General features: G+C 65.9%; 24 protein-coding genes. 9 read left to right on the top strand and 15 right to left on the bottom strand.

Translation table 11 applies throughout. The features are described 5' to 3' along the window. Positions 1-11: 11 nt before the first annotated feature. Genes V9L21_RS24010 through V9L21_RS23970 form a run of 9 tightly spaced genes read right to left on the bottom strand, consistent with a single transcriptional unit; the run spans position 12 to position 7140 of the window. On the bottom strand, positions 12-431 hold the full coding sequence (locus tag V9L21_RS24010) for a F0F1 ATP synthase subunit epsilon (RefSeq protein WP_126749114.1): 420 nt from the start codon (positions 429-431) through the stop codon (positions 12-14). Between the two features lie 18 nt (positions 432-449). Further along, entirely contained in the window at positions 450-1865 is a 1416-nt protein-coding gene (gene atpD / locus V9L21_RS24005; RefSeq protein WP_126749115.1) for a F0F1 ATP synthase subunit beta, read from the bottom strand. Between the two features lie 48 nt (positions 1866-1913). Then, positions 1914-2789, bottom strand: coding sequence for a F0F1 ATP synthase subunit gamma (gene atpG / locus V9L21_RS24000; RefSeq protein ID WP_281146723.1), 876 nt, complete (start codon positions 2787-2789; stop codon positions 1914-1916). Between the two features lie 21 nt (positions 2790-2810). Continuing rightward, positions 2811-4364 (bottom strand): F0F1 ATP synthase subunit alpha, encoded by a 1554-nt coding sequence (atpA, locus tag V9L21_RS23995; RefSeq protein ID WP_126749117.1) that lies wholly within the window; start codon positions 4362-4364, stop codon positions 2811-2813. Positions 4365-4413: 49 nt separating this feature from the next. Further along, the gene (locus V9L21_RS23990; protein WP_337315313.1) at positions 4414-4944 is read right to left on the bottom strand and encodes a F0F1 ATP synthase subunit delta; all 531 of its coding nucleotides are present in this window, start codon (positions 4942-4944) and stop codon (positions 4414-4416) included. A gap of 7 nt (positions 4945-4951) precedes the next feature. Beyond that, positions 4952-5422: a F0F1 ATP synthase subunit B gene (locus tag V9L21_RS23985; RefSeq protein WP_157616184.1), complete on the bottom strand. Its 471-nt coding sequence runs from the start codon at positions 5420-5422 to the stop codon at positions 4952-4954. A 34-nt stretch (positions 5423-5456) separates the two neighbouring features. Next, positions 5457-5714 carry a F0F1 ATP synthase subunit C gene (gene atpE, locus V9L21_RS23980; RefSeq protein ID WP_124958928.1) on the bottom strand — a complete coding sequence of 86 codons (258 nt, stop codon included), beginning with the start codon at positions 5712-5714 and terminating at the stop codon, positions 5457-5459. A 49-nt stretch (positions 5715-5763) separates the two neighbouring features. Beyond that, a complete protein-coding gene (gene atpB / locus V9L21_RS23975; protein WP_337315312.1) occupies positions 5764-6642 on the bottom strand; it encodes a F0F1 ATP synthase subunit A in 879 nt (292 codons plus the stop codon). 24 nt (positions 6643-6666) lie between these two features. Further along, positions 6667-7140, bottom strand: a complete 474-nt coding sequence (locus tag V9L21_RS23970) for an ATP synthase subunit I (RefSeq protein ID WP_337315311.1) — start codon at positions 7138-7140, stop codon at positions 6667-6669. Positions 7141-7300: 160 nt separating this feature from the next. Between V9L21_RS23970 and V9L21_RS23965 the strand changes: the two genes are divergently transcribed. The 9 genes from V9L21_RS23965 (at position 7301) to V9L21_RS23925 (ending at position 15065) form a co-directional block, all read left to right on the top strand. Beyond that, positions 7301-8206, top strand: coding sequence for a D-amino acid aminotransferase (locus V9L21_RS23965; RefSeq protein WP_337315310.1), 906 nt, complete (start codon positions 7301-7303; stop codon positions 8204-8206). Further along, entirely contained in the window at positions 8203-8508 is a 306-nt protein-coding gene (locus V9L21_RS23960) for a YbeD family protein (RefSeq protein ID WP_258502666.1), read from the top strand. Before V9L21_RS23965 ends, V9L21_RS23960 begins: the two co-directional genes overlap by 4 nt. A gap of 16 nt (positions 8509-8524) precedes the next feature. Further along, positions 8525-9223 carry a lipoyl(octanoyl) transferase LipB gene (lipB, locus tag V9L21_RS23955; RefSeq protein ID WP_337315330.1) on the top strand — a complete coding sequence of 233 codons (699 nt, stop codon included), beginning with the start codon at positions 8525-8527 and terminating at the stop codon, positions 9221-9223. A gap of 7 nt (positions 9224-9230) precedes the next feature. Continuing rightward, positions 9231-10214, top strand: a complete 984-nt coding sequence (lipA, locus tag V9L21_RS23950; protein WP_157616189.1) for a lipoyl synthase — start codon at positions 9231-9233, stop codon at positions 10212-10214. Between the two features lie 131 nt (positions 10215-10345). Continuing rightward, positions 10346-11878 (top strand): class I adenylate-forming enzyme family protein, encoded by a 1533-nt coding sequence (locus V9L21_RS23945; protein ID WP_337315309.1) that lies wholly within the window; start codon positions 10346-10348, stop codon positions 11876-11878. Next, the gene (locus tag V9L21_RS23940) at positions 11859-12989 is read left to right on the top strand and encodes an SLC13 family permease (RefSeq protein ID WP_337315308.1); all 1131 of its coding nucleotides are present in this window, start codon (positions 11859-11861) and stop codon (positions 12987-12989) included. Before V9L21_RS23945 ends, V9L21_RS23940 begins: the two co-directional genes overlap by 20 nt. Positions 12990-13024: 35 nt before the next feature. Continuing rightward, positions 13025-13741: a helix-turn-helix transcriptional regulator gene (locus tag V9L21_RS23935; RefSeq protein ID WP_337315307.1), complete on the top strand. Its 717-nt coding sequence runs from the start codon at positions 13025-13027 to the stop codon at positions 13739-13741. 74 nt (positions 13742-13815) lie between these two features. Further along, positions 13816-14667, top strand: coding sequence for a DMT family transporter (locus V9L21_RS23930; RefSeq protein ID WP_337315306.1), 852 nt, complete (start codon positions 13816-13818; stop codon positions 14665-14667). Positions 14668-14741: 74 nt separating this feature from the next. Beyond that, complete coding sequence (locus V9L21_RS23925) at positions 14742-15065, top strand: hypothetical protein (RefSeq protein WP_157616194.1); 324 nt, start codon at positions 14742-14744, stop codon at positions 15063-15065. 7 nt (positions 15066-15072) lie between these two features. On the opposite strand, the gene V9L21_RS23920 is transcribed toward V9L21_RS23925, so the two are convergent. The 6 genes from V9L21_RS23920 to V9L21_RS23895 form a co-directional block, all read right to left on the bottom strand. Then, complete coding sequence (locus V9L21_RS23920; RefSeq protein WP_337315305.1) at positions 15073-16116, bottom strand: NADP-dependent oxidoreductase; 1044 nt, start codon at positions 16114-16116, stop codon at positions 15073-15075. A 103-nt stretch (positions 16117-16219) separates the two neighbouring features. Next, positions 16220-17572 carry a HAMP domain-containing sensor histidine kinase gene (locus V9L21_RS23915; RefSeq protein WP_337315304.1) on the bottom strand — a complete coding sequence of 451 codons (1353 nt, stop codon included), beginning with the start codon at positions 17570-17572 and terminating at the stop codon, positions 16220-16222. 38 nt (positions 17573-17610) lie between these two features. Beyond that, positions 17611-18312: a response regulator transcription factor gene (locus V9L21_RS23910; protein WP_337315303.1), complete on the bottom strand. Its 702-nt coding sequence runs from the start codon at positions 18310-18312 to the stop codon at positions 17611-17613. Between the two features lie 118 nt (positions 18313-18430). Continuing rightward, positions 18431-18925 carry a DUF4260 domain-containing protein gene (locus V9L21_RS23905; RefSeq protein WP_337315302.1) on the bottom strand — a complete coding sequence of 165 codons (495 nt, stop codon included), beginning with the start codon at positions 18923-18925 and terminating at the stop codon, positions 18431-18433. Beyond that, entirely contained in the window at positions 18918-19385 is a 468-nt protein-coding gene (locus V9L21_RS23900) for a Spy/CpxP family protein refolding chaperone (RefSeq protein ID WP_337315301.1), read from the bottom strand. The genes V9L21_RS23905 and V9L21_RS23900 overlap by 8 nt, the downstream gene beginning before the upstream one ends. A gap of 42 nt (positions 19386-19427) precedes the next feature. Then, entirely contained in the window at positions 19428-19799 is a 372-nt protein-coding gene (locus tag V9L21_RS23895; protein WP_337315300.1) for a DUF4148 domain-containing protein, read from the bottom strand. Between the last annotated feature and the right edge of the window lie 216 nt (positions 19800-20015).

The raw sequence follows: 20015 nt of genomic DNA, 5'->3' as shown, positions 1-20015 counted from the left end.
TACCGCGGTATTTACTTCTTCTGGCGGTACTTGCGAAGCGCCGCGATCTGCGCAGCCATGACAGCGAGTTCGGATTGCGCCATGGCAATGTCGATGTCGCTCTTGGCGTTCTTGAGCGCTTCCTCGGCGGCGGCCTTGGCCTGGTTGGCCTTTTCGTCGTCGAGGTCCTTGCCGCGAATGGCGGTGTCGGACAGCACGGTGACGGTGTCGGGTTGCACTTCGAGAATGCCGCCAGCCACGAAGACGAACTCTTCGCCGCCGTCGGCCGTTTCGATGCGCACTGCCCCCGGGCGAATGCGCGTGATCAGCGGCGTGTGGCGCGGATAGATGCCGAGCTCGCCGGCTTCACCGGGCAGCGCGACGAACTTGGCCTCGCCCGAGAAGATCGACTCTTCTGCGGAGACCACGTCGACGTGAATGGTGTTTGCCATGTGCGTTCCTGCGCCGCTTTACGCGACCTTCTTGGCCTTCTCGAAAGCCTCGTCGATGGTGCCGACCATGTAGAACGCTTGTTCCGGCAGGTGGTCGGCTTCGCCGTTCACGATCATCTTGAAGCCGCGGATGGTTTCGGCCAGCGGCACGTACTTGCCAGGCGAGCCCGTGAACACTTCGGCCACGTGGAACGGCTGCGACAGGAAACGCTGGATCTTGCGGGCGCGGGCCACGGCAAGCTTGTCTTCCGGTGCCAGTTCGTCCATGCCCAGAATCGCGATGATGTCGCGCAGTTCCTTGTAGCGCTGCAGCGTGCCTTGCACGGCGCGGGCCACGTTGTAGTGCTCTTCGCCGACCACGTTCGGGTCGAGCTGGCGCGAGGTCGAGTCGAGCGGGTCCACGGCGGGGTAGATACCGAGCGAAGCGATGTCGCGCGACAGCACCACGGTGGAGTCCAGGTGGGCGAAGGTGGTGGCGGGCGACGGGTCGGTCAAGTCGTCGGCCGGCACGTACACGGCCTGGATCGAGGTGATCGAGCCGACCTTGGTCGAGGTGATCCGCTCTTGCAGGCGGCCCATTTCTTCGGCCAGCGTCGGCTGGTAGCCCACGGCGGAAGGCATGCGGCCGAGCAGTGCCGACACTTCGGTACCGGCCAGCGTATAGCGGTAGATGTTGTCCACGAAGAACAGCACGTCACGGCCTTCGTCGCGGAACGACTCGGCAATGGTCAGGCCGGTCAGGGCCACGCGCAGGCGGTTGCCCGGGGGTTCGTTCATCTGGCCGTAGACCATGGCCACCTTCGAGTCTTCGAGCTTCTCGAGGTTCACGACGCCGGAGTCGGCCATCTCGTGATAGAAGTCGTTGCCTTCGCGGGTACGTTCGCCCACGCCGGCAAACACCGACAGACCCGAGTGAGCCTTGGCGATGTTGTTGATGAGTTCCATCATGTTCACGGTCTTGCCCACGCCGGCGCCGCCGAACAGGCCCACCTTGCCGCCCTTGGCGAACGGGCACACCAGGTCGATCACCTTGATGCCGGTTTCCAGCAGGTCTTGCGAGGGCGACAGTTCGTCGTATGCGGGTGCCTTGCGGTGGATCGAAGCAGTGAGCTCCTGGCCGACCGGGCCGCGCTCGTCGATGGGCGCGCCGAGCACGTCCATGATGCGGCCCAGCGTGGCCTTGCCGACCGGCACGGTGATGGGCGCGCCCGTGTTGGTCACGATCAGGCCGCGGCGCAGGCCGTCGGACGAGCCGAGCGCAATGGTGCGCACCACGCCGTCGCCGAGCTGCTGCTGGACTTCGAGGGTCAGCGCGCTGCCTTCGAACTTCAAAGCGTCATAGACCTTCGGCATCTGGTCGCGCGGGAACTCCACGTCGACCACAGCGCCGATACATTGAACGATCTTGCCTTGCACTGCGTTTGCTTGAGCCATGTGTGCTCCGATAAAAATTGTTTGTAGGGGGACGACCGTGAAACTGGCTTACACGCCCGCGGCTGCCGCCGCGCCCGAGACGATCTCGGAGAGTTCCTTGGTGATGCCGGCCTGACGGGTCTTGTTGTAGACCAGCTTGAGCTCGCTGATCACATTGCCGGCGTTGTCGGTTGCAGCCTTCATCGCAACCATGCGGGCCGAGTGCTCGGAAGCCATGTTCTCGGCCACGGCCTGGTAGACCAGCGACTCCACATAGCGCACCAGCAGCTCATCGATCACGCTTTCAGGATCGGGCTCGTAGATGTAGTCCCACGAGTGCTGGCCTTCTTCCATCTTCAGCGACTCGGCCGCCAGCGGAAGCAGGGGCTCCACGATCGGCTCTTGCTTGATGGTGTTGATGAACTTGGTGTAGCACAGGTACACCGCGGATAGCTTGCCTTCGGCATAGGCGTCGAGCAGCGTCTTGACCGGGCCGATGAGCTTGTCCAGGTGAGGCGTGTCGCCCAGATGGGTGACGTGCGCGACCACGCGGGCGCCGATGCGGTTCAGAAAGCCCAGGCCCTTGCTGCCGATGGCCACCGACTCGATGGCCGTGCCGGCCGCCTGCGCTTCGCGCAGCTTGGTGGTCACGGCGCGCAGCAGGTTGGTGTTCAAGCCGCCGCACAGACCCTTGTCGCTCGTCACGATGATGAAGCCGATGGCCTTGGCCTCGTTCGTCTTCATGAACGCGTGAACGTATTCGGGGTTTGCACGGCCCAGGTTGGCCGCGATGTTGCGAATCTTCTCGCTGTAGGGGCGCGCGGCGCGCATGCGCTCCTGCGCCTTGCGCATCTTGGAGACCGAGACCATTTCCATGGCCTTGGTGATCTTCTTGGTGTTTTCCACCGATTTGATCTTGCCGCGGATTTCCTTACCAGCTGCCATGGGGGCTCCTTGTCAGGTCGATCAGGCGAACGACTTCTTGAACGCGGTGATCGCGCTCGTCAGTTCGGCCTCGGCGTCCTTGTCGAGCGCCTTGGCTTGCTCGATCTTGTCGAGCAGGGGGCCGTGGCTGGTCTTCAGGAACTGGTGCAGGCCGTGCTCGAAGGACAGAACCTTCTTGATGTCCAGGTCGTCCATGAAACCCTTGTTCACGGCAAACAGCGTGGCACCCATCAGCGAGATCGGCAGCGGGCTGTACTGGGCCTGCTTCAGCAGTTCGGTCACGCGGGCACCGCGGTCGAGCTGCTTGCGGGTGGCTTCGTCCAGGTCGGAAGCGAACTGCGCGAACGCAGCCAGCTCGCGGTACTGCGCGAGGTCGGTACGGATACCGCCCGACAGGCCCTTGATGATCTTGGTCTGGGCCGCCGAACCCACGCGCGACACCGAGATACCGGCGTTGATGGCGGGGCGGATACCTGCGTTGAACAGGTTGGTTTCCAGGAAGATCTGGCCGTCGGTGATCGAGATCACGTTGGTCGGCACGAAAGCGGACACGTCGCCGGCTTGCGTTTCGATGATCGGCAGCGCGGTGAGCGAGCCGGTCTTGCCCTTGACTTCACCCTTGGTGAAGGCTTCCACGTAGTCGGCGTTGACGCGCGCGGCGCGCTCGAGCAGACGGCTGTGGAGATAGAACACGTCGCCGGGGTAGGCTTCGCGGCCTGGCGGGCGGCGCAGCAGCAGCGACACCTGGCGGTATGCAACGGCTTGCTTGGACAGGTCGTCATAGACGATCAGCGCGTCCTGGCCGCGGTCGCGGAAGTACTCGCCCATCGTGCAGCCCGAGTAGGCCGACACGTACTGCATGGCCGCCGATTCGGAGGCCGATGCGGCCACCACGATCGTGTAGTCCATGGCGCCCACTTGCTCGAGCGCACGCACCACGTTCTTGATCGACGAAGCCTTCTGGCCGATCGCAACGTAGATGCAGGTCACGCCCTGGCCCTTCTGGGCAATGATGGCGTCGATGGCCACGGCGGTCTTGCCGGTCTGGCGGTCGCCGATGATCAGCTCGCGCTGGCCGCGGCCGATCGGCACCATCGAGTCGATGGACTTCAGGCCGGTTTGCAGGGGCTGGTCGACCGACTTGCGGGCGATCACGCCCGGGGCGACCTTTTCGATCACGTCGGTCATCTTGGCGTTGATCGGACCCTTGCCGTCGATCGGCTGGCCCAGCGCATTGACCACGCGGCCGATGAGCTCGGGGCCGACCGGCACTTCCAGGATGCGGCCGGTGCACTTGACCGTGTCGCCTTCGGAGATGTGCTCGTATTCGCCCAAGATCACGGCGCCGACCGAGTCGCGCTCGAGATTCAGCGCCAGGCCGAACGACGGCGTGCCGTCAGCGCTCGGCGGGAATTCGAGCATTTCGCCTTGCATCGCGTCGGACAGGCCGTGCACGCGCACGATGCCGTCGGTCACCGAAACCACGGTGCCTTCGTTGCGGATGTTGGCACTGACGCCGAGACCCTCGATGCGGCTCTTGATCAGTTCGGAAATTTCTGCGGGATTGAGTTGCATGACTCTTTCCTTCTTTCTGTAAATGGGGCCAACTGGCTGCCGGCCGCCGTCAGGCGGTCAGCGCCGCTTTCATTTGTTCGAGGCGCGCCCTGACCGAGGTGTCGAGCACTTCGTCGCCGACCACGGCACGGATGCCGCCGATGAGCGAGGGGTCGAGCTCGACCCGCGTCGTGAGCTTGCGCGCAAAGCGCCGCTCCAGCGCCGCGCCAACCTCTTGCAGCGCCGCGTCGTCAATCGGGAAAGCGCTGTAGATCACGGCATCGGCAGCCCCGCTGCGCGCATTGCACAAGGCCCGGAACTGGATTGACACTTCGGGCAATGCAGCCAACCGGCCGTTGTCGATGACGGCGCGCAGAAAGTTCTTGCCCGCATCGGGCAAGGGCTGCTTCGAAAGCCCGGCGATCAGCTCGAACACCTGCTCGGGCGGCACCTTCGGGTTGGCCGCGAACTCCAGGAGCTGCGGGCTGCCGGCGACGGACGCCAACTGGTCGAGCCAGCCTGCCGTGCCTTCGAGGTCGCCGGAGCACGCCTTGAACAGCGCCTCGGCGTAGGGACGGGCAATGGTCGCGAGTTCGGCCATGTCGTCCTCAGAGCTCGGTCTTCAGGCGGCTGAGCAAGTCGGCATGAACGCCGGCGTTGACTTCCTTGCGGAGAATCTGCTCGGCACCCTTGACGGCCAGTGCGGCCACCTGCTCGCGCAGCGCCTCACGCGCACGCACGGACTGCTGGTTGGCCTCTTCGCGCGCGGCGGCCACGATCTTGTTGGCCTCCTCGGTTGCGCGGCTCTTGGCCTCTTCGATGATCTGCTGGGCACGGCGCTCGGCATCGGCCAGGCGATTGGTGGTCTCGTTACGAGACGCCACCAGTTCCTGCTCGACACGCTGGTTGGCGGAGGCCAGTTCGGCCTTGGCCTTCTCGGCGGCCGCCAGGCCCGCAGCGATCTTTTGTGCTCGTTCGTCCAAGGCCTTCGCGATCGGCGGCCACACGAACTTCATCGTGAACAGCACAAGCAGCAGGAAGACGATGGCCTGAACGAACAGGGTCGCGTTGATACTCACGGCAACACCTTTCTGGAGTGGCGTTGAACGGAAATTACTTCGGCAGAGCGGCGATGAACGGGTTGGCGAAAGCGAACAGCAGGGCAATTGCCACGCCGATCAGGAACGCAGCGTCGATCAGACCGGCCAAGATGAACATCTTGGTTTGCAGTTCGTTCATGAGTTCAGGCTGGCGAGCCGACGACTCGAGGAACTTGCCACCCATCAGTGCAATACCGATGGAAGCACCGATCGCGCCGAGACCGACGATCAAACCACAAGCCAGAGCGACGAGACCGAGAACGTTTTCCATGATGACTCCTTAATACAGATTGAAAGCAAACGAAAAGAAAAAAGAAAACTCAATGCGCTTCATGAGCCTGGCCGAGATAGATCAAGGTCAGCATCATGAAAATGAATGCCTGAAGCGTGATCACCAGGATGTGGAAGATCGCCCAGACGGTACCGGCAATGACGTGCCCGATGGGCAGCATCACTCCCGAGAACGAAGCCGCCATCGCACCACCCATGAGCGCGATCAGCATGAAAACGAGTTCACCCGCATACATGTTGCCGAACAACCGCATGCCGTGCGAGACGGTCTTGGCCAGGTATTCGATGACTTGCATCAGCAGGTTGATCGGCCAGAGCACCGGGTGCGCGCCGAAAGGTGCAGTGATGAGCTCATGGCCCCAGCCGCCCAGGCCCTTGATCTTGATGCTGTAGAACAGGCACAGCAGCAGCACCGAGGTCGACAGGCCGAGCGTGGTGGACAGGTCGGCCGTGGGAACGACACGCATATAGGCGTGGTGCGGATCGTGTCCGGCCGCCTCGAAGACCTTGGCCCAGAGCGAGGGCAGCATGTCGACCGGCAGCATGTCCATGGCGTTCAGCAGGAAGATCCAGACGAACACGGTGAGCGCCAGCGGCGCAATGAACTTGCGGCTCTTTGCGTTGTGGATGTTCGACTTGGCCTGGTTGTCGACCATTTCGACGAGCATTTCGACCGCAGCCTGGAACCGGCCCGGCACGCCCGGCGTGGCCTTGCGAGCTGCCAGCCACAGCACGAAGCAGCCCAACGCACCCACGATCAGCGCATAGAGCACCGAGTCGAGGTTGATGACGTTGAAGTCGACGATGGCCTTCTGGACCACGGGATTGAGGCTCCAGTCAACTTGCCAGTGCTGGAGGTGGTGAACGATGTATTCACTCGCGGTCGGGGCGTGTCCTTCGGCGGCCATCTTTCAGCGTCTCTTTTTAAACAGTCAAATCCGGTTCAACAATCCGGGCCGCACCAACAGGGCCACCCAGTACATTTTCATGGCGACCACCACGCCGGCCAACAAGGCCAGCCAACTGATGCCCTCGATCAGCCACGGTGCCGCCGCCAGCAAGGCAACGGTCAACGCGATCTTGATCAACTCCCACACAAAAAACCGCAGCATGACAGCAGATTGCGACACGGCACCCCGTGCCCGCCGCACACCCCGCACGAACAACGCCGCCGGGATCGCTACCGCCATGGCTCCGTAAAACGCCGACACCGCGGCACCCGGCCGCTGAGTCCACATCCATGCCACTCCGGCCACAAGCAATCCCATGGCCACCTGGGCCCCAATCACCCACCAGGGCGACATTTCGGGATTTTTCTCGCGAAGCCGCTGGGCCTCTTCGGCGGTCAGCGGCTTGAAGTCGGAGACTTCAGCATCGATCTCGGAGACAGGAGCGCTGGTTGTCATTGGAATGCCGCTCGCGTTGTCTGTCAGCCGTGAATTTAACAAAGCCATTGATTATAAGTAGAAACCCAGCCTGCCCGGCCACCTGAACTGTCACGTTTGCAAAACGAGGCCTCATTGGCTGACCGGAACCCGACCAGGCGCGCACAACCATAATTCCCGCATGCACCCTCTTACTGCCGCTCTCCCCACCACGCTCTGCTACCTCGACGGCGAGTACACCGCCCTTCGGGACGCGAAGATCAGCGTTCTCGACCGCGGCTTCATTTTCGGCGACGGCATCTATGAAGTCGTCCCCGTCTACGGCGGCCAGCCTTTCTGCTTCGAAGAACACATGGCACGGCTCGATCGCTCGCTGGCTGAGCTGCAGATTGCCAACCCGCTCACGCTCGCCCAATGGCGCGACATCGTGATGCGGCTGACTGAACCGGGCGGCGATGCACCCCAGGCCGTGTACTTTCAGATTACCCGTGGCGTTGCGCCGCGCGATCATGCCATGACCAAGGGCGTGCGCCCGACAGTGTTCGTGATGGTGAATCCGCTGCCGCCGGTGTCCGATGCCGTACGCGCCAAGGGCGTGGCCTGCGTGACCGCGGCCGACTTTCGCTGGGAGAAGGCGCACATCAAGAGCACCAGCCTGCTGGGCGCGGTGCTGGCGCGGCAGATCAGCGTGGAAGCCGGTGCGGCCGAAACCGTCATGTTCAGGGGCGAATGGCTGAGCGAAGCCTCGTCGAGCAACGTGTGGATCGCCAAGGACGGTCAACTCATCGGCCCGCCCAAGGACAACCTGGTGCTGACCGGCATCCGCTACGGCCTGCTGGAGCGCCTGTGCGCCGAGTGCGGCATTCCGTTTGCACTGCGCCGCATTTCACGCGACGAAGTGTTCGGCGCCGATGAGTTGCTGCTCTCGTCGGCCAGCAAGGAAGTGCTGCCCGTGGTAACGCTCGACGGCCAGGCCATTGGGAACGGCCGACCCGGCCCCATCTACCAAGCCTTGTACGCGGCTTACCAAGAGGCCAAGCAGCGCAACGCAGAGAAGCCACAGAAACAAGGAGCGACCCCCGCATGACCGACAGCACCACCGACACGAGCACTCCGATTCCCGATCCGCGCAAGGAGTCGCTGATCGAGTACCCCTCGCAGTTCCCGATCAAGGTCATGGGCGTCAAGGCCGACGGCTTCGTGCATGCCATCACGCAGATCGCCGAACGCTTCGATCCGACCTTCGATGCCACCACGGTCGAGCTGCGCGACAGCAAGGCGGGCAACTACCTGGGCGTGACGATCACCGTGACCGCCACCAGCCGCGAGCAGCTCGACGACCTGTATCGCGCGCTGTCGACGCATCCGTCGGTCAAGGTCGTACTCTGACACCAAGGCCCCGATGATGGTCGCAGAACACGCACCCGCCGCCGCCATTGCCGCGCAATGGCTGGGTCGCGTCGGCTATGCCGAGACCTTCGAGGCAATGAAGCGGTTTACGCTCGAGCGCAAGGCTGAAACGCCCGATGCGCTATGGATGTGCGAGCACGCGCCGGTGTTCACGCAAGGCATTGCGGGCAAGCAGGACCACATCCTGAACCCCGGCGACATTCCGGTCGTGCAGACCGACCGGGGCGGGCAGGTCACCTTCCACGGCCCGGGCCAGGTGGTGGGCTATCCGCTGATCGACCTGCGCCGCGCCGGCTACTACGTGAAGGAATACGTCTACCGCATCGAGGAATCGGTGCTGCGCACGCTGGCGCATTTCGGCGTGACGGGGCACCGCGTGGCGGGCGCGCCGGGCATTTACGTGCGGCTGGACGACCCGTTCTCCCATGCCGCGCTGACCGGTCCGCTGCCCGCCGGCGACCCGTTTCGGGGCCTGGGCAAGATCGCAGCGCTGGGCATCAAGGTGAGCCGCCACGCCACCTACCACGGCGTGGCGCTCAACGCCCGGATGGACCTCGAACCCTTCTCGCGAATCAACCCTTGCGGCTACGCGGGGCTGCAAACGGTCGATCTTTCTACAATCGGGGTCCAAACCACATGGGAAGACGCTGCCCGGGTCCTGAGCCAGAAGCTCACCACCTACCTGGCGCCCTAGCAATCCAATGAGCACCACCGAAGTCGTCCGCGACGCGCAAAGCGCCGAAAACTACAACCCGCTGGCCAAGCAGAAGGCCGCGGCCAAGCTCTCGCGCATTCCCGTCAAGGTGGTGCAGCAGGGCGAGGTGCTCAAGAAGCCCGAGTGGATTCGCGTGAAGGCGGGCAGCCCGACCACCCGCTTCTACGAAATCAAGCAGATCCTGCGCGAGAGCAACCTGCACACGGTCTGCGAAGAGGCTTCGTGCCCGAACATCGGCGAGTGCTTCGGCAACGGCACGGCCACCTTCATGATCATGGGCGACAAGTGCACGCGCCGATGCCCGTTCTGCGACGTGGGCCACGGCCGCCCCGACCCGCTCGACAAGGACGAACCGCTCAACCTTGCCAAGACCATCGCCAAGCTGCGCCTGAAGTACGTGGTGATCACCAGCGTCGACCGCGACGACCTGCGCGACGGCGGCAGCCAGCATTTTGTCGATTGCATCAAGAACATTCGCGAGCTCTCGCCGATGACGCAAATCGAGATTCTCGTGCCCGACTTCCGCGGCCGCGACGACCGCGCGCTCGAGATCCTGAAGGCCGCGCCGCCGGACGTGATGAACCACAACCTCGAGACCGCGCCCCGCCTTTATAAAGAAGCGCGCCCCGGCAGCGACTACCAGTTCAGCCTGAATCTGCTCAAGAAGTTCAAGGCGCTGCACCCCGATGTGCCGACCAAGAGCGGCATCATGGTGGGCCTGGGCGAAACCGACGAAGAGATCCTGCAGGTGATGCGCGACATGCGCGCCCACGACATCGACATGCTGACCATCGGCCAGTACCTGTCGCCGTCGGGCTCGCACCTGCCAGTGCGCCGCTATGTGCATCCCGACACCTTCAAGATGTTCGAGGAAGAGGCCTACAAGATGGGCTTCAGCCATGCGGCCGTGGGCGCGATGGTGCGGTCGAGCTATCACGCGGACCAGCAGGCCCACGCCGCCGGGGTTTAACAACTGACGCTGCCGCGGCGGCAACCAGTCCGTCGCGTGCAGCTCACCCGGTCCGGCGCTTCTTCGCTATCCTGCCGTCTGGCCAAGACGAAGGATCGATTTTGCAAACGCACCCTGCCATCCAAGCTGCGATGGAACGCGATTTCGGCGCCATTGCCGACCTGGTTCGCCTCCATGCGCAACACACGCCCGACCACGCCGCGCTCGCGGATGCGCATCACACGCTGAACTACGGCGCGCTCGACGCGCTGATGGACCGCATCGCGGCCAGCCTGCAGCAGGGCGGCCTCGAGCCCGGCGACGCCATCGCGGTTTGCGCGGCTTCGTCGGTGAACTACGCGGCGGTCTTCCTCGGTGCGTTGCGCGCGGGTGTGGCGGTCGCGCCGCTCGCGCCCGGCTCCACGCCGGCCAGCCTGGCCCGCATGATCGAAGACGCGGACGCGCGCATTCTCTTCACTGACGCCGCGGCGGCCGAGGTTGTCGGCCCGGCAAAGGAAGGCAGCATTCCGCGCGTGGCGCTCGACGGCTCCGCCGCCGGCCAAAGCCTGGAGAGCTGGCTGGCACCCGTGGGCGCACGGCCCACGGCGGTCGAAACGCAGCCTTCCTGGCCCTTCAACATCATCTATTCCTCTGGCACCACGGGCGAGCCCAAGGGCATCGTGCAGGGCCACGGCATGCGCTGGGCCCATGTGCAGCGCGGTGCCAAGTACGAGTACGGCGCCGACACCGTCACGCTGCTGTCGACACCGCTTTATTCGAACACCACGCTGGTGGTGTTCTTCCCCACCATCGCCTTCGGCGGCTGCGTGGTGCTGATGCCGAAGTTCGACGCGCTCGGCTATCTGCAACTGGCCGAACAGCGCCGCGTGACGCACACCATGCTGGTGCCGGTGCAGTACCAGCGGCTGATGGCGCATCCGCGCTTCGATGCGCACGATCTCTCGTCGTTCCGCTTCAAGTTCAGCACCAGCGCGCCATTCAATGCCGCGCTCAAGGCCGACGTGCTCAAGCGCTGGCCGGGCGGGCTGATCGAGTTCTACGGCATGACCGAGGGCGGCGGCACCTGCATCCTGGAAGCGCACCTCAACCCCGACAAGCTTCACACGGTGGGCCGCCCGGCCGAGGGCAGCGACATCCGGCTGATCGACGAAGACGGCCATGAAATCCCGCGCGGCAACACCGAACTGGCCGGCGAGGTGGTGGGGCATTCGGCCGGCATGATGACCGGCTATCACCGCCAGCCCGCCAAGACGCGCGAGGCCGAATGGTTCGACGTCGGCGGCAAGCGCTTCATCCGCACCGGCGACGTGGGCCGCTTCGATGCCGACGGCTTCCTGACGCTGTTCGACCGCAAGAAGGACATGATCATCAGCGGCGGCTTCAACATCTACCCGAGCGATCTCGAAGCCGTGGTGCGCGCCCATGCGGCGGTGGCCGACGTGGCCGTGGTGGGCGTGCCTTCCGAGCAGTGGGGCGAGACGCCGGTGGCCTTCGTGGTGCGCCGCGAGGGTAACGACACCACCGAGGCCGCACTGCTGCAATGGACCAACGACCAGCTCGGCAAGACGCAGCGCCTGGCGCGCCTGCATTTCATCGACGAGCTCCCGCGCAGCGCGATCGGCAAGGTGCTCAAGCGCGAGTTGCGTGACCTCGTCGGCCGCTGAAGCCAAGGCGGCGCCGCCGGGCGAACAGGGCGGCGGCAACGGCCTGCTATGGGTGCTGGTCGCCGTAGCGGTGGCGTTCGCATTCTTGCGCCCGCGCACGCCGATGGACTGGCTGCGGCTGGTCGATTGGGAGACCGTGGGCGCACTGGCGGGGCTGCTGGCCATTACGCAGGGGGTGGAAAAAAGCGGCATGCTGCAAGCCACCGCGCAGCGCCTGCTCGCGCGCACGCACAACCAGCGCAGCCTTGCGCTGCTGCTGACCGCAAGCGCGGCCTTTCTCTCGGCGCTGGTGACCAACGACGTGAGCCTGTTCCTGCTGGTGCCGCTCACGCGGGTGCTCGCCAACCAGGCGCACCTGCCGCTCGCGCGGCTCGTGGTGCTCGAGGCGCTGGCGGTGAATGCGGGCTCGGCGCTCACGCCCATCGGCAACCCGCAGAACCTCTATCTCTGGCACCGCTCCGGAGAGAGCTTCTTCGCCTTCATGGCCATGATGGGGCCGACGGTAGCGGTGATGCTGTTCTGGCTCTTCGTGGCCGTGTGGCTGCTGGTGCCGCGCACGCCCATCGCGCTCAAGCCCGAGGCGGAAGCGACACCGGTGCAGCCGCGGCTTCTGGCATTGGCGGGCGTGCTGTTCGTCGGCTTCGTCGTCGCGCTCGACCGGCACTGGCTGCTGGCGGGCCTGGGCGTGGTGTTCGGCGTGTTTTTGGTGACGTATCCGCGCGTGCTGCGCGGCATCGACTGGGCCCTGCTTGCGATCATTGCGCTGATGTTCGTGGACCTGCGCCAGCTGGCCGAACTGCCCGCCGTGGTGGCCCTGCTGAACCATTGGCCGATTACCGAGGGATGGCGTGCCTACTTTGCCGCCATCGTCGCGTCCCAGTTCATCAGCAACGTGCCGGCCGCAATTCTGCTCGACGGCCATGTGCGCGATCTGCCGGCACTCGCCGCCGGGGTGAGCGTGGGCGGCTTCGGCTGCGTGCTGGGTTCGCTGGCCAACCTGATTGCGCTGCGGCTCGCTCGGGTACCGCACGGCCTGCGCGAATTTCACCGCATCAGCATTCCGTTCCTGCTGGTGTGTGCGGCTTCTGCGCTGCTGCTGCGGCTGGGATGACAGCTGCGAGGCGCGGAACGACAATTCGACAGCCCATGCGAACGCCCGCAACACGCTCCCACGCAGAACCGAGCAGCCTTTCGCTGCGCGACTACGGGGCCTCGCGCGGCAGCCACGCGCATGACCATTTCCAGGTGCTGGTCGGCCTCTCGGGCGTGCTCGACCTCGAAGTGGAAGGCCGCGGAGCGCGCGTCGGCGCCGGCGGGTCGCACGTGGTGGTGCCTGGCGACAGGCACGACTTCGAATCACGCGGCGGCAGCCAGTGCCTCGTTCTGGATACCCGCCAGTCCCAGTGGGCGCGCTGCGCAGGGCGCCCACCGGTGGATGCATCGCGGCTGCATGCCTTGGCAAAGTACCTCGCGCAATGCGCGCAGCATCCGCAGGCGTCCGCCTTGGCGCTGCAGCACGGCCCCTCGCTGCTGCTCGAGGCCTGGGGAGCGGAAACGCCAGCCCATGGACGCAGTCGCGCCATCGACTGGATCGCGCTCGCCGCCTGGGCCCGGGCTCGCTGGCATGAGCCGCTGGGCGTGGCCGATCTCGCACGCGTGGCGTGCCTGAGCCCGAGCCAGTTCGCGCAGCGCTGCCGCGACGAGCAGGGCATGAGCGCGATGCACTGGCTGCGCACGCTGCGGCTCGCGCATGCACGCGAACTGCGGTTGGCCGGCGTGGCCGTGGCGGAAGTGGCTCGCCGCACGGGCTACCGGTCGCCCTCCGCGCTCACCGCGGCATTGCGCAGGCTCGGCGGCCACTGAGCCGCACCGAAGATCGTCGCCACGCGACGATGCACCGGCGCTGCGCGACGACGGCGCCGCTTAAGCTCGGAGCGATGTCTCCCACGCTCCTCGCCCTGGCCGCCATCGCGCTATGGGCCACGCTCGCCTCGCTGGGCACGGCGCTTTCGCACCTGCCGCCCTTCCTGCTGACAGGCCTTGCGCTGATCATCGGCAGCATCCCGAGCTGGCCGCTGGTGTTGCGCGACCGCGCCGCCTGGCGCGTGCCGCCGCGCACGCTGGCACTGGGCATCTATGGCCTGTTCGGCTTTCACTTCCTGCTGTTCATCGCGTTGCGGCACGCCCCGCCGGTCGAAGCCAACCTGGTGAACTACCTGTGGCCGCTCTTCATGGTGGTGCTGGCGCCGGTGCTGCTGCCAGGCATGTCGCTGCGGCCGCTGCATGTGGTTGCCGCCTTGCTGGGCTTCGCGGGCGCCGCCATCGCGATTTTGGGCGCCCGCGAAGGCGCCGCTTCCACCTCGGGCGCCGCGGGGCAGTACTGGGGCTTTCTGCCGGCGCTGGGCTCGGCTTTCATTTGGGCCAGCTATTCGCTGTGGACGAAGCGCGTGGCCGCGTTTCCGACCTCGGCCATCGGCCTGTTCGGCCTGGTCTCGGGCGTGCTGTCACTGGCCTGCCATGCGCTGCTCGAAGCCTCTGTCGTGCTCACTGCAAAGGACTGGCTGCTGGTGGCGCTGTGCGGGCTGGGCCCGCTCGGCGCGGCCTTCTTCGTCTGGGACATGGCGCTCAAGCGCGGGGATGCGCGGCAGATCGGCATCCTGAGCTACATCACGCCGCTGGGCTCCACCGCGCTGCTGCTGGTGGTGACGGGTCGCCCGCTTACCTGGAGCATTGCGCTTGCCGCGGGGCTGATCATCTCGGCCGCCGTGATGGGCACGCGCGCGCGTTGAATACGCCCGCGTCCGACGGATTGGCGCCCGTTTTATGGCTAGAGTGGAAGCTCCGGAAAAAAAGGAGCTCACCCATGGACAACAAGAACAACAACGAAGATTTCGAGATCACCCCCAAGCTGGTGTTCGACCTGAACCTGGCGCTGTACCTCGACCTGGTGGCCGCGCTCCAAGGCGCGGGCGCCATCACCTACCGGCAGATGGCGGCCCGCGTGCTCAACATCAGCATGGACGCGCGCGCAGACGGCGAGACCGGCCTGTCGACCGTGCTCGAAGGCATTGCCAAGGGCTTCGCCGGCCATGGCGACGGCCTGTCGATCGAAACCCTGAAGGCGGCCCGGGGCCTGCGCGAGGACGAGGCCATGGGCGATATTCCGATGCGGCCCAGCGAGCCCTGAGTCCTGCTCAGTCTTCCGCCACCTGCAGCACCAGCTTGCCGAAGTTCTCCCCGGCAAACAGCTTGTTGAGCGACTCGGGGAAGGTGTCGAGCCCCTTCACGATGTCTTCCTTGCTCTTCATGCGGCCGTCCTTCAGGTAGCCGGCGAGTTCCGCCACGGCAATGTGGAACCGGTCGGCATAGTCGAACACCACAATGCCTTCCATGCGCGCGCGGTTCACCAGCAGGCTCAGGTAGTTCCTGGGACCGGCCCCCGGCATGCTGTTGGCGTTGTTGTACTGGCTGATGGCGCCGCAGATGATCACGCGGGCCTTGCGCGCGAGCCGCGCCAGCACCGCGTCGAGGATTTCTCCGCCCACGTTGTCGAAATAAATGTCGACGCCCTTCGGGCAATGCGTCTTGAGGCCTTCGCGCACCGCACCGGCGCCGGCCTTGTAGTCGATGCAGGCGTCGAAGCCCAGCTCGTTCACCACCCAGTCGCACTTGGCAGCACCGCCGGCAATGCCGACCACGCGGCAACCCTTGATCTTGGCCAGTTGGCCGACCGTTTGCCCCACGGCGCCGGCCGCGCCGGAGACCACCACGGTTTCGCCCGGCTTGGGCTGGCCCACGTCCATGAGGCCGAAGTAGCCGGTCATGCCCGGCATGCCGAGCACGTTGAGCCACTGGCCGATGGTGCCGACATTCAGGTCGATCTTCACCAAGCCGTTGCGCTTGATCTGGTCCTGCGGAATGAGGATGTATTCCTGCACGCCGAGCGTGCCGTAGACCGTAGCGCCCATCGCGAACTCCGGGTTCTTCGAGGCGACAACGCGGCCGACGCCGCCGGCGCGCATCACTTCGTCGATGGCCACGGGCGCGATGTAGCTCTTGGCATCGTTGAGCCAGCCGCGCATGGCCGGGTCGAGCGACAGCGACAGCGTCTTGACCAGCACGCCGCCTTCGGCCGGCTCACCGACGGGTTCGGTGGTGAACTTCCAGTTCTCGCGCGTGGCCGCGCCTTCCGGGCGCTTGGCAAGGCGAACCTGGTGGTTGGTAAGTGAGCTGCTCATGATGTCTCCTGGATTGACGGGGCGCTGGCACGGAGGCGCATCGTAGCTCCGCACCTCGCGCCACTTGGTAGCGCAGGCGACACCAAGAAGTGCCGTTGGCAAACTAGAGCCGGACGACGATCTGCAGGCCCGGATGCGCGTTGCGCACAGTCAAGGTGCCGCCGTGCGCCTCGGCAATCAGCCGGCACAGGTACATGCCCAGCCCCACGCCGCCCGTGGCCCGCGCCCGCGCGCCGTCGGTGCGGTAGAAAGGCTCGGTGAGCCGCTCCACCTGAGCTTCGTCGACGCCGGGGCCGTAGTCCCGCACGTCGAGTTCGACACCCTGCACCTTGCCGTCGACCACCGCCCGCAGCGACACGCATGGCGGCCGGGGCGCGCCGGTGCTGTAGCGCAAGGCGTTGTCCAGCAGGTTGCGCACCAGCAGGCGCATGCGCATGCGGTCGATGGCGTGCGGCGGCAGGCCGTCCGCCAAGTCGAGATGCACGTTCTGCGCACCGGCCATCTCGGCCACGATTTCGCGCACCAGCACAGCCAGGTCGACCGGCTCGCGCTGCAATGCCACGTGCGGACTTGCAAGGCGCTCGCTTTCGAGCAGATCGCTGATCAGGTCGCGCATCTCGTTCAGGTCGCGCAGCAGCGCTTCGCGCTCGGCGGCTCCCTCAGGCGTGGCCGGCAGCAGCTCGGCATTGAGCCGGGCACGCGTGAGTGGCGATCGCAGTTCATGACTCAGCGCGAGCAGCAGGCCGCGCTTGGCGTCCAACATGGCCTGGATGTCGTCGGCCATGGTGTTGATGCGCTCCGCAAGGTCGCCAAGGTCGTCGTTGCGGCGCACGGGAATGGGTTGCGTGAACTCGCCGCGGCCAAAGCGCTGCGCACCCTCGCGGATATCGATCAGCGGCCGCAACAGGCGGCTCACGTACGCATAGCCCAGCACCACAAGCAGCAGCAGCGCGCCGAGCGTGGCCCAAGCCACGGCACGCGGCGCAAGCTTCCAGAGCTTGGGCGCCCAGCCGAAGATCACGCGGTGGCCGTCGGCCGTGGGGCGGATGAACCATTTGTCGTTCCACGGCTCCTCGTCGCGGTCGTGCATCCAGCCGCCGCGGCCGTTGCTGCCGCCGGGGTTGGAATCCCAGTTGACCGTGGGCCCCACGATGCGGATGGTGATGGGCAGCCGGGCCACCAGCGCCTGCGCCCGCGCAATGTCGGGCGGCGTGCCGATCTCGGCGACGAGCCGGTCGGCATAGTCCACCAGCATCGGCTTGGCGGCCTCGGCCCATCCGGTGGAGAAGGACCTCTTCATGCCCCCCATGAACACCACCGCCATGACCAGCGCCAGCAGCACGAACATCATCACGAGCCGGATGCGCAGCGAGCGGCGCCAGCGGCGCTTGCCCTGCACCTTCTCGTGCCACTGCTCGTGCCATTGCCTGCGCAGCTCCGCGCGGCGGCAAGTCATTTCGCGCCAGGCGTTGCGCAAGCCTCCCCGGCGAGACCTCATGCGGGCTCGCTGCGCGCCACGGCCAGCGCATAGCCGGCGTTGCGAAGCGTCTTGATGCAGTCCAGCGGCTCGAGCTTCTTGCGCAAGCGGCTCACCACGATGTCGACCGCGCGCGTGTAGAGCTCGGCTTCGTGGCCGCGAAGCCGGTTCAGGATGTCGTCGCGGCTGAACACCTTGCCGGGCTCGGCCGCGAGCAGCGCAAGCAGTTCGAACTCGGTGCCGGTCAGCTCCACGCGCTCGCCATGGCGAAGCACCTGGCGCCGGTCGAGGTCGATCGACAGGCCGTCGAACACGCGGTGCTGCGCGCCGTTGCCGGTAGGCGCAGCAGGCGTCGTGCTGCGCTGGCGCCGCAAAATGGTCTGCACGCGCGCCACCAGTTCGCGCGGCTCGAAGGGCTTGGGCACATAGTCGTCGGCGCCGAGCTCCAGGCCGACCACCCGATCCATCACCTCGCCGCGCGCGGTGAGCATCACGATGGGGATGTCGTTTTCCTTGCGGATCTCGCGGCACAGCGCAAACCCGTCCATCTCGGGGAGCATCACGTCGAGAATCGCCGCGTCGTAGTGGCCCGCGCGCAGCATGGCCAGCCCCTCGCTCGGGCGGGCGGCACTTTCGAGCGTGCAGCCGAAGCGTGCGAAGTAGGTGGTCAGCGGCGCGGCGAGGTGTTCGTCGTCGTCGATCAGCAGGATGCGCGGCATGGCGGGATTGTGCCTCCTGGCGAACAATTGGCTGACGATCAGGCCTGCGGGCATCGCACCGCCGCCATGGTCGTTTCTGTTTTCACTGCCAGCGGTAGTGCGCGCCATCGTGCGTGCCTTACCACGGATCGGCCCGCCCGATGCGGCCCAGGTGCGTGGCGCCAAAGTCGGAGCCGTACTTGAGCCCGTAGCCGAGCGCCCGATCGAGGCCGATGTGCGCGCACCAGATCAAGCCGCCGGCCACGGCCCAGGGCATTGCGGCCAGCACGCCGAGCACCAGCAATGCCACCGCGCCGGCGTACGAATGGGCCGCGTTGTAGAGCGCCGCGCCCACGCGCGGGCCCGCAAGGTAGCCGAGCACCGCGAGGTCGGGCGCGAGCAGCAACAGTGCGAACATGCCCCAGCCCGCGCCGAACTGCGCATAGGCGGCCGCCGCCGCGCCCAGCACGACCAACCCTTCGAGCCGCAGCAGCGTGCGCACACCGCCCGAAACCGCCTGCTCGCGAGACACCGTGGTAGCGGCTTCGCCGGCCCACAGATGTCGCAGCTTGGACGGAGCTTGGCGAGGCGACACGAAGTGCGCGAAGAGCGAGGGTGAATCGAGTTCAGCCACGATGGCCCCAGCGCCGGCCGCCGCGATCCATGAAGTCGCGCACCTTCTGCTGCTGCGCGGCGTTCAGGCTGTCGAAGAAATCAGCGGCGGCGGCAATGATTTCCGGGCTTCCGTTGCGCACGGCCATGGTCTTCTCGTCGACGAGCCGCGCGGCGCCGGCCTGGTCTAGCTTGTTGCCAGCAAACAGAGCCTTGAACTGCGAACGCGGATCGCCCGCACCGCCTGCGCCCCGCATGGCTTGGCGCTGCGCCTGCAGCTTCTCCGCCAGCACGGTGAGCTTCTGCTTTTGCGAAGCGTCGAGCTCCAGCTTGCTGCCGACACGCTCGACCATCTTGGTGCGGAACTCGGTGCTGTCGCCGCTGCCCCAGCCGTGCCGATGGCCGGCGCAGCCGGCAATGCTGCCAGCCACGACCGCAAGGCCGGCGAAACCGAAGAGAGTGCGTTTGATCCAGTGTTTCATGATGTTCCTTGCGGGCCCCAGGGATACCCTGCGGGCGGGGTCTTAAAGCTTGTTGCTGTTGCCGGCAGCTGCGGCACGCGCGTCGAGCGGGTTCTGCAGCGTGGAGATGACCTTGCTGTTCACGCGCGAGCCCGAGGTCACGTTCTGGTCGGGCGCGGCGGCGGTGCGCATGGCTTCGAAGACGACGCCGGCGCGGTCCCTTGACGTGGCCATGCCCTCGGCGCCGCGCGAGCCGCGCACAACGTTCTGGTCGGGTGCCGAAGCCGCGCGCATGGCTTCGGCGTTGACTTCGGCGCGGCTCTTGGCCGAGGCGAGCGGCTGGACGCCTTCGTAGGTTTCTGCCTTGGCGCCAGCCGCGGCGAGCAAAGCGAACGAGCCGACGGTGACGATCTGGGTGAGGGAGAGAGCTTTCATGATCAGGCCTTTCTGTTGTGGAAGAGGAGACCTGATGGTGCTTGCCGCGGCGCGACAAGTCCTTTCACCGCCGTTTCGGCATGTTTCGTTTTATTTCGCCAAAGGATTGGCTCGCCCCCAGGCTTCGCGCACTTCGTGTCGCTCCTCCCTCCCCCTACCGGGGGCAACACCGGAGGCCCGGCAAAGCCGGTTCCTCGGTGTTTCTGGAAGAAAACC

This window comes from Variovorax sp. CCNWLW235, from assembly GCF_037204085.1.
GTDB lineage: Bacteria > Pseudomonadota > Gammaproteobacteria > Burkholderiales > Burkholderiaceae_C > Variovorax.
Note: the sequence above shows the minus strand (reverse complement) of the source record. Positions and strands in the feature narration are given on the sequence as shown.

Bases quoted from the DNA above. Each gene is read 5' to 3' on its own strand.
- V9L21_RS23965 (WP_337315310.1), top strand. From the start codon at position 7,301: ATGCACCCTCTTACTGCCGCTCTCCCCACCACGCTCTGCTACCTCGAC.
- V9L21_RS23930 (WP_337315306.1), top strand. From the start codon at position 13,816: ATGTCTCCCACGCTCCTCGCCCTGGCCGCCATCGCGCTATGGGCCACG.
- atpE (WP_124958928.1), bottom strand. From the start codon at position 5,714: ATGGAAAACGTTCTCGGTCTCGTCGCTCTGGCTTGTGGTTTGATCGTC.
- V9L21_RS23945 (WP_337315309.1), top strand. From the start codon at position 10,346: ATGGAACGCGATTTCGGCGCCATTGCCGACCTGGTTCGCCTCCATGCG.
- V9L21_RS23990 (WP_337315313.1), bottom strand. From the start codon at position 4,944: ATGGCCGAACTCGCGACCATTGCCCGTCCCTACGCCGAGGCGCTGTTC.
- V9L21_RS23970 (WP_337315311.1), bottom strand. From the start codon at position 7,140: ATGACAACCAGCGCTCCTGTCTCCGAGATCGATGCTGAAGTCTCCGAC.
- V9L21_RS23915 (WP_337315304.1), bottom strand. From the start codon at position 17,572: ATGACTTGCCGCCGCGCGGAGCTGCGCAGGCAATGGCACGAGCAGTGG.
- V9L21_RS24010 (WP_126749114.1), bottom strand. From the start codon at position 431: ATGGCAAACACCATTCACGTCGACGTGGTCTCCGCAGAAGAGTCGATC.
- V9L21_RS23935 (WP_337315307.1), top strand. From the start codon at position 13,025: ATGCGAACGCCCGCAACACGCTCCCACGCAGAACCGAGCAGCCTTTCG.
- atpD (WP_126749115.1), bottom strand. From the start codon at position 1,865: ATGGCTCAAGCAAACGCAGTGCAAGGCAAGATCGTTCAATGTATCGGC.
- V9L21_RS23925 (WP_157616194.1), top strand. From the start codon at position 14,742: ATGGACAACAAGAACAACAACGAAGATTTCGAGATCACCCCCAAGCTG.
- atpA (WP_126749117.1), bottom strand. From the start codon at position 4,364: ATGCAACTCAATCCCGCAGAAATTTCCGAACTGATCAAGAGCCGCATC.
- lipB (WP_337315330.1), top strand. From the start codon at position 8,525: ATGGTCGCAGAACACGCACCCGCCGCCGCCATTGCCGCGCAATGGCTG.
- V9L21_RS23895 (WP_337315300.1), bottom strand. From the start codon at position 19,799: ATGAAAGCTCTCTCCCTCACCCAGATCGTCACCGTCGGCTCGTTCGCT.
- V9L21_RS23910 (WP_337315303.1), bottom strand. From the start codon at position 18,312: ATGCCGCGCATCCTGCTGATCGACGACGACGAACACCTCGCCGCGCCG.
- atpB (WP_337315312.1), bottom strand. From the start codon at position 6,642: ATGGCCGCCGAAGGACACGCCCCGACCGCGAGTGAATACATCGTTCAC.
- V9L21_RS23900 (WP_337315301.1), bottom strand. From the start codon at position 19,385: ATGAAACACTGGATCAAACGCACTCTCTTCGGTTTCGCCGGCCTTGCG.
- V9L21_RS23920 (WP_337315305.1), bottom strand. From the start codon at position 16,116: ATGAGCAGCTCACTTACCAACCACCAGGTTCGCCTTGCCAAGCGCCCG.
- atpG (WP_281146723.1), bottom strand. From the start codon at position 2,789: ATGGCAGCTGGTAAGGAAATCCGCGGCAAGATCAAATCGGTGGAAAAC.
- V9L21_RS23960 (WP_258502666.1), top strand. From the start codon at position 8,203: ATGACCGACAGCACCACCGACACGAGCACTCCGATTCCCGATCCGCGC.
- lipA (WP_157616189.1), top strand. From the start codon at position 9,231: ATGAGCACCACCGAAGTCGTCCGCGACGCGCAAAGCGCCGAAAACTAC.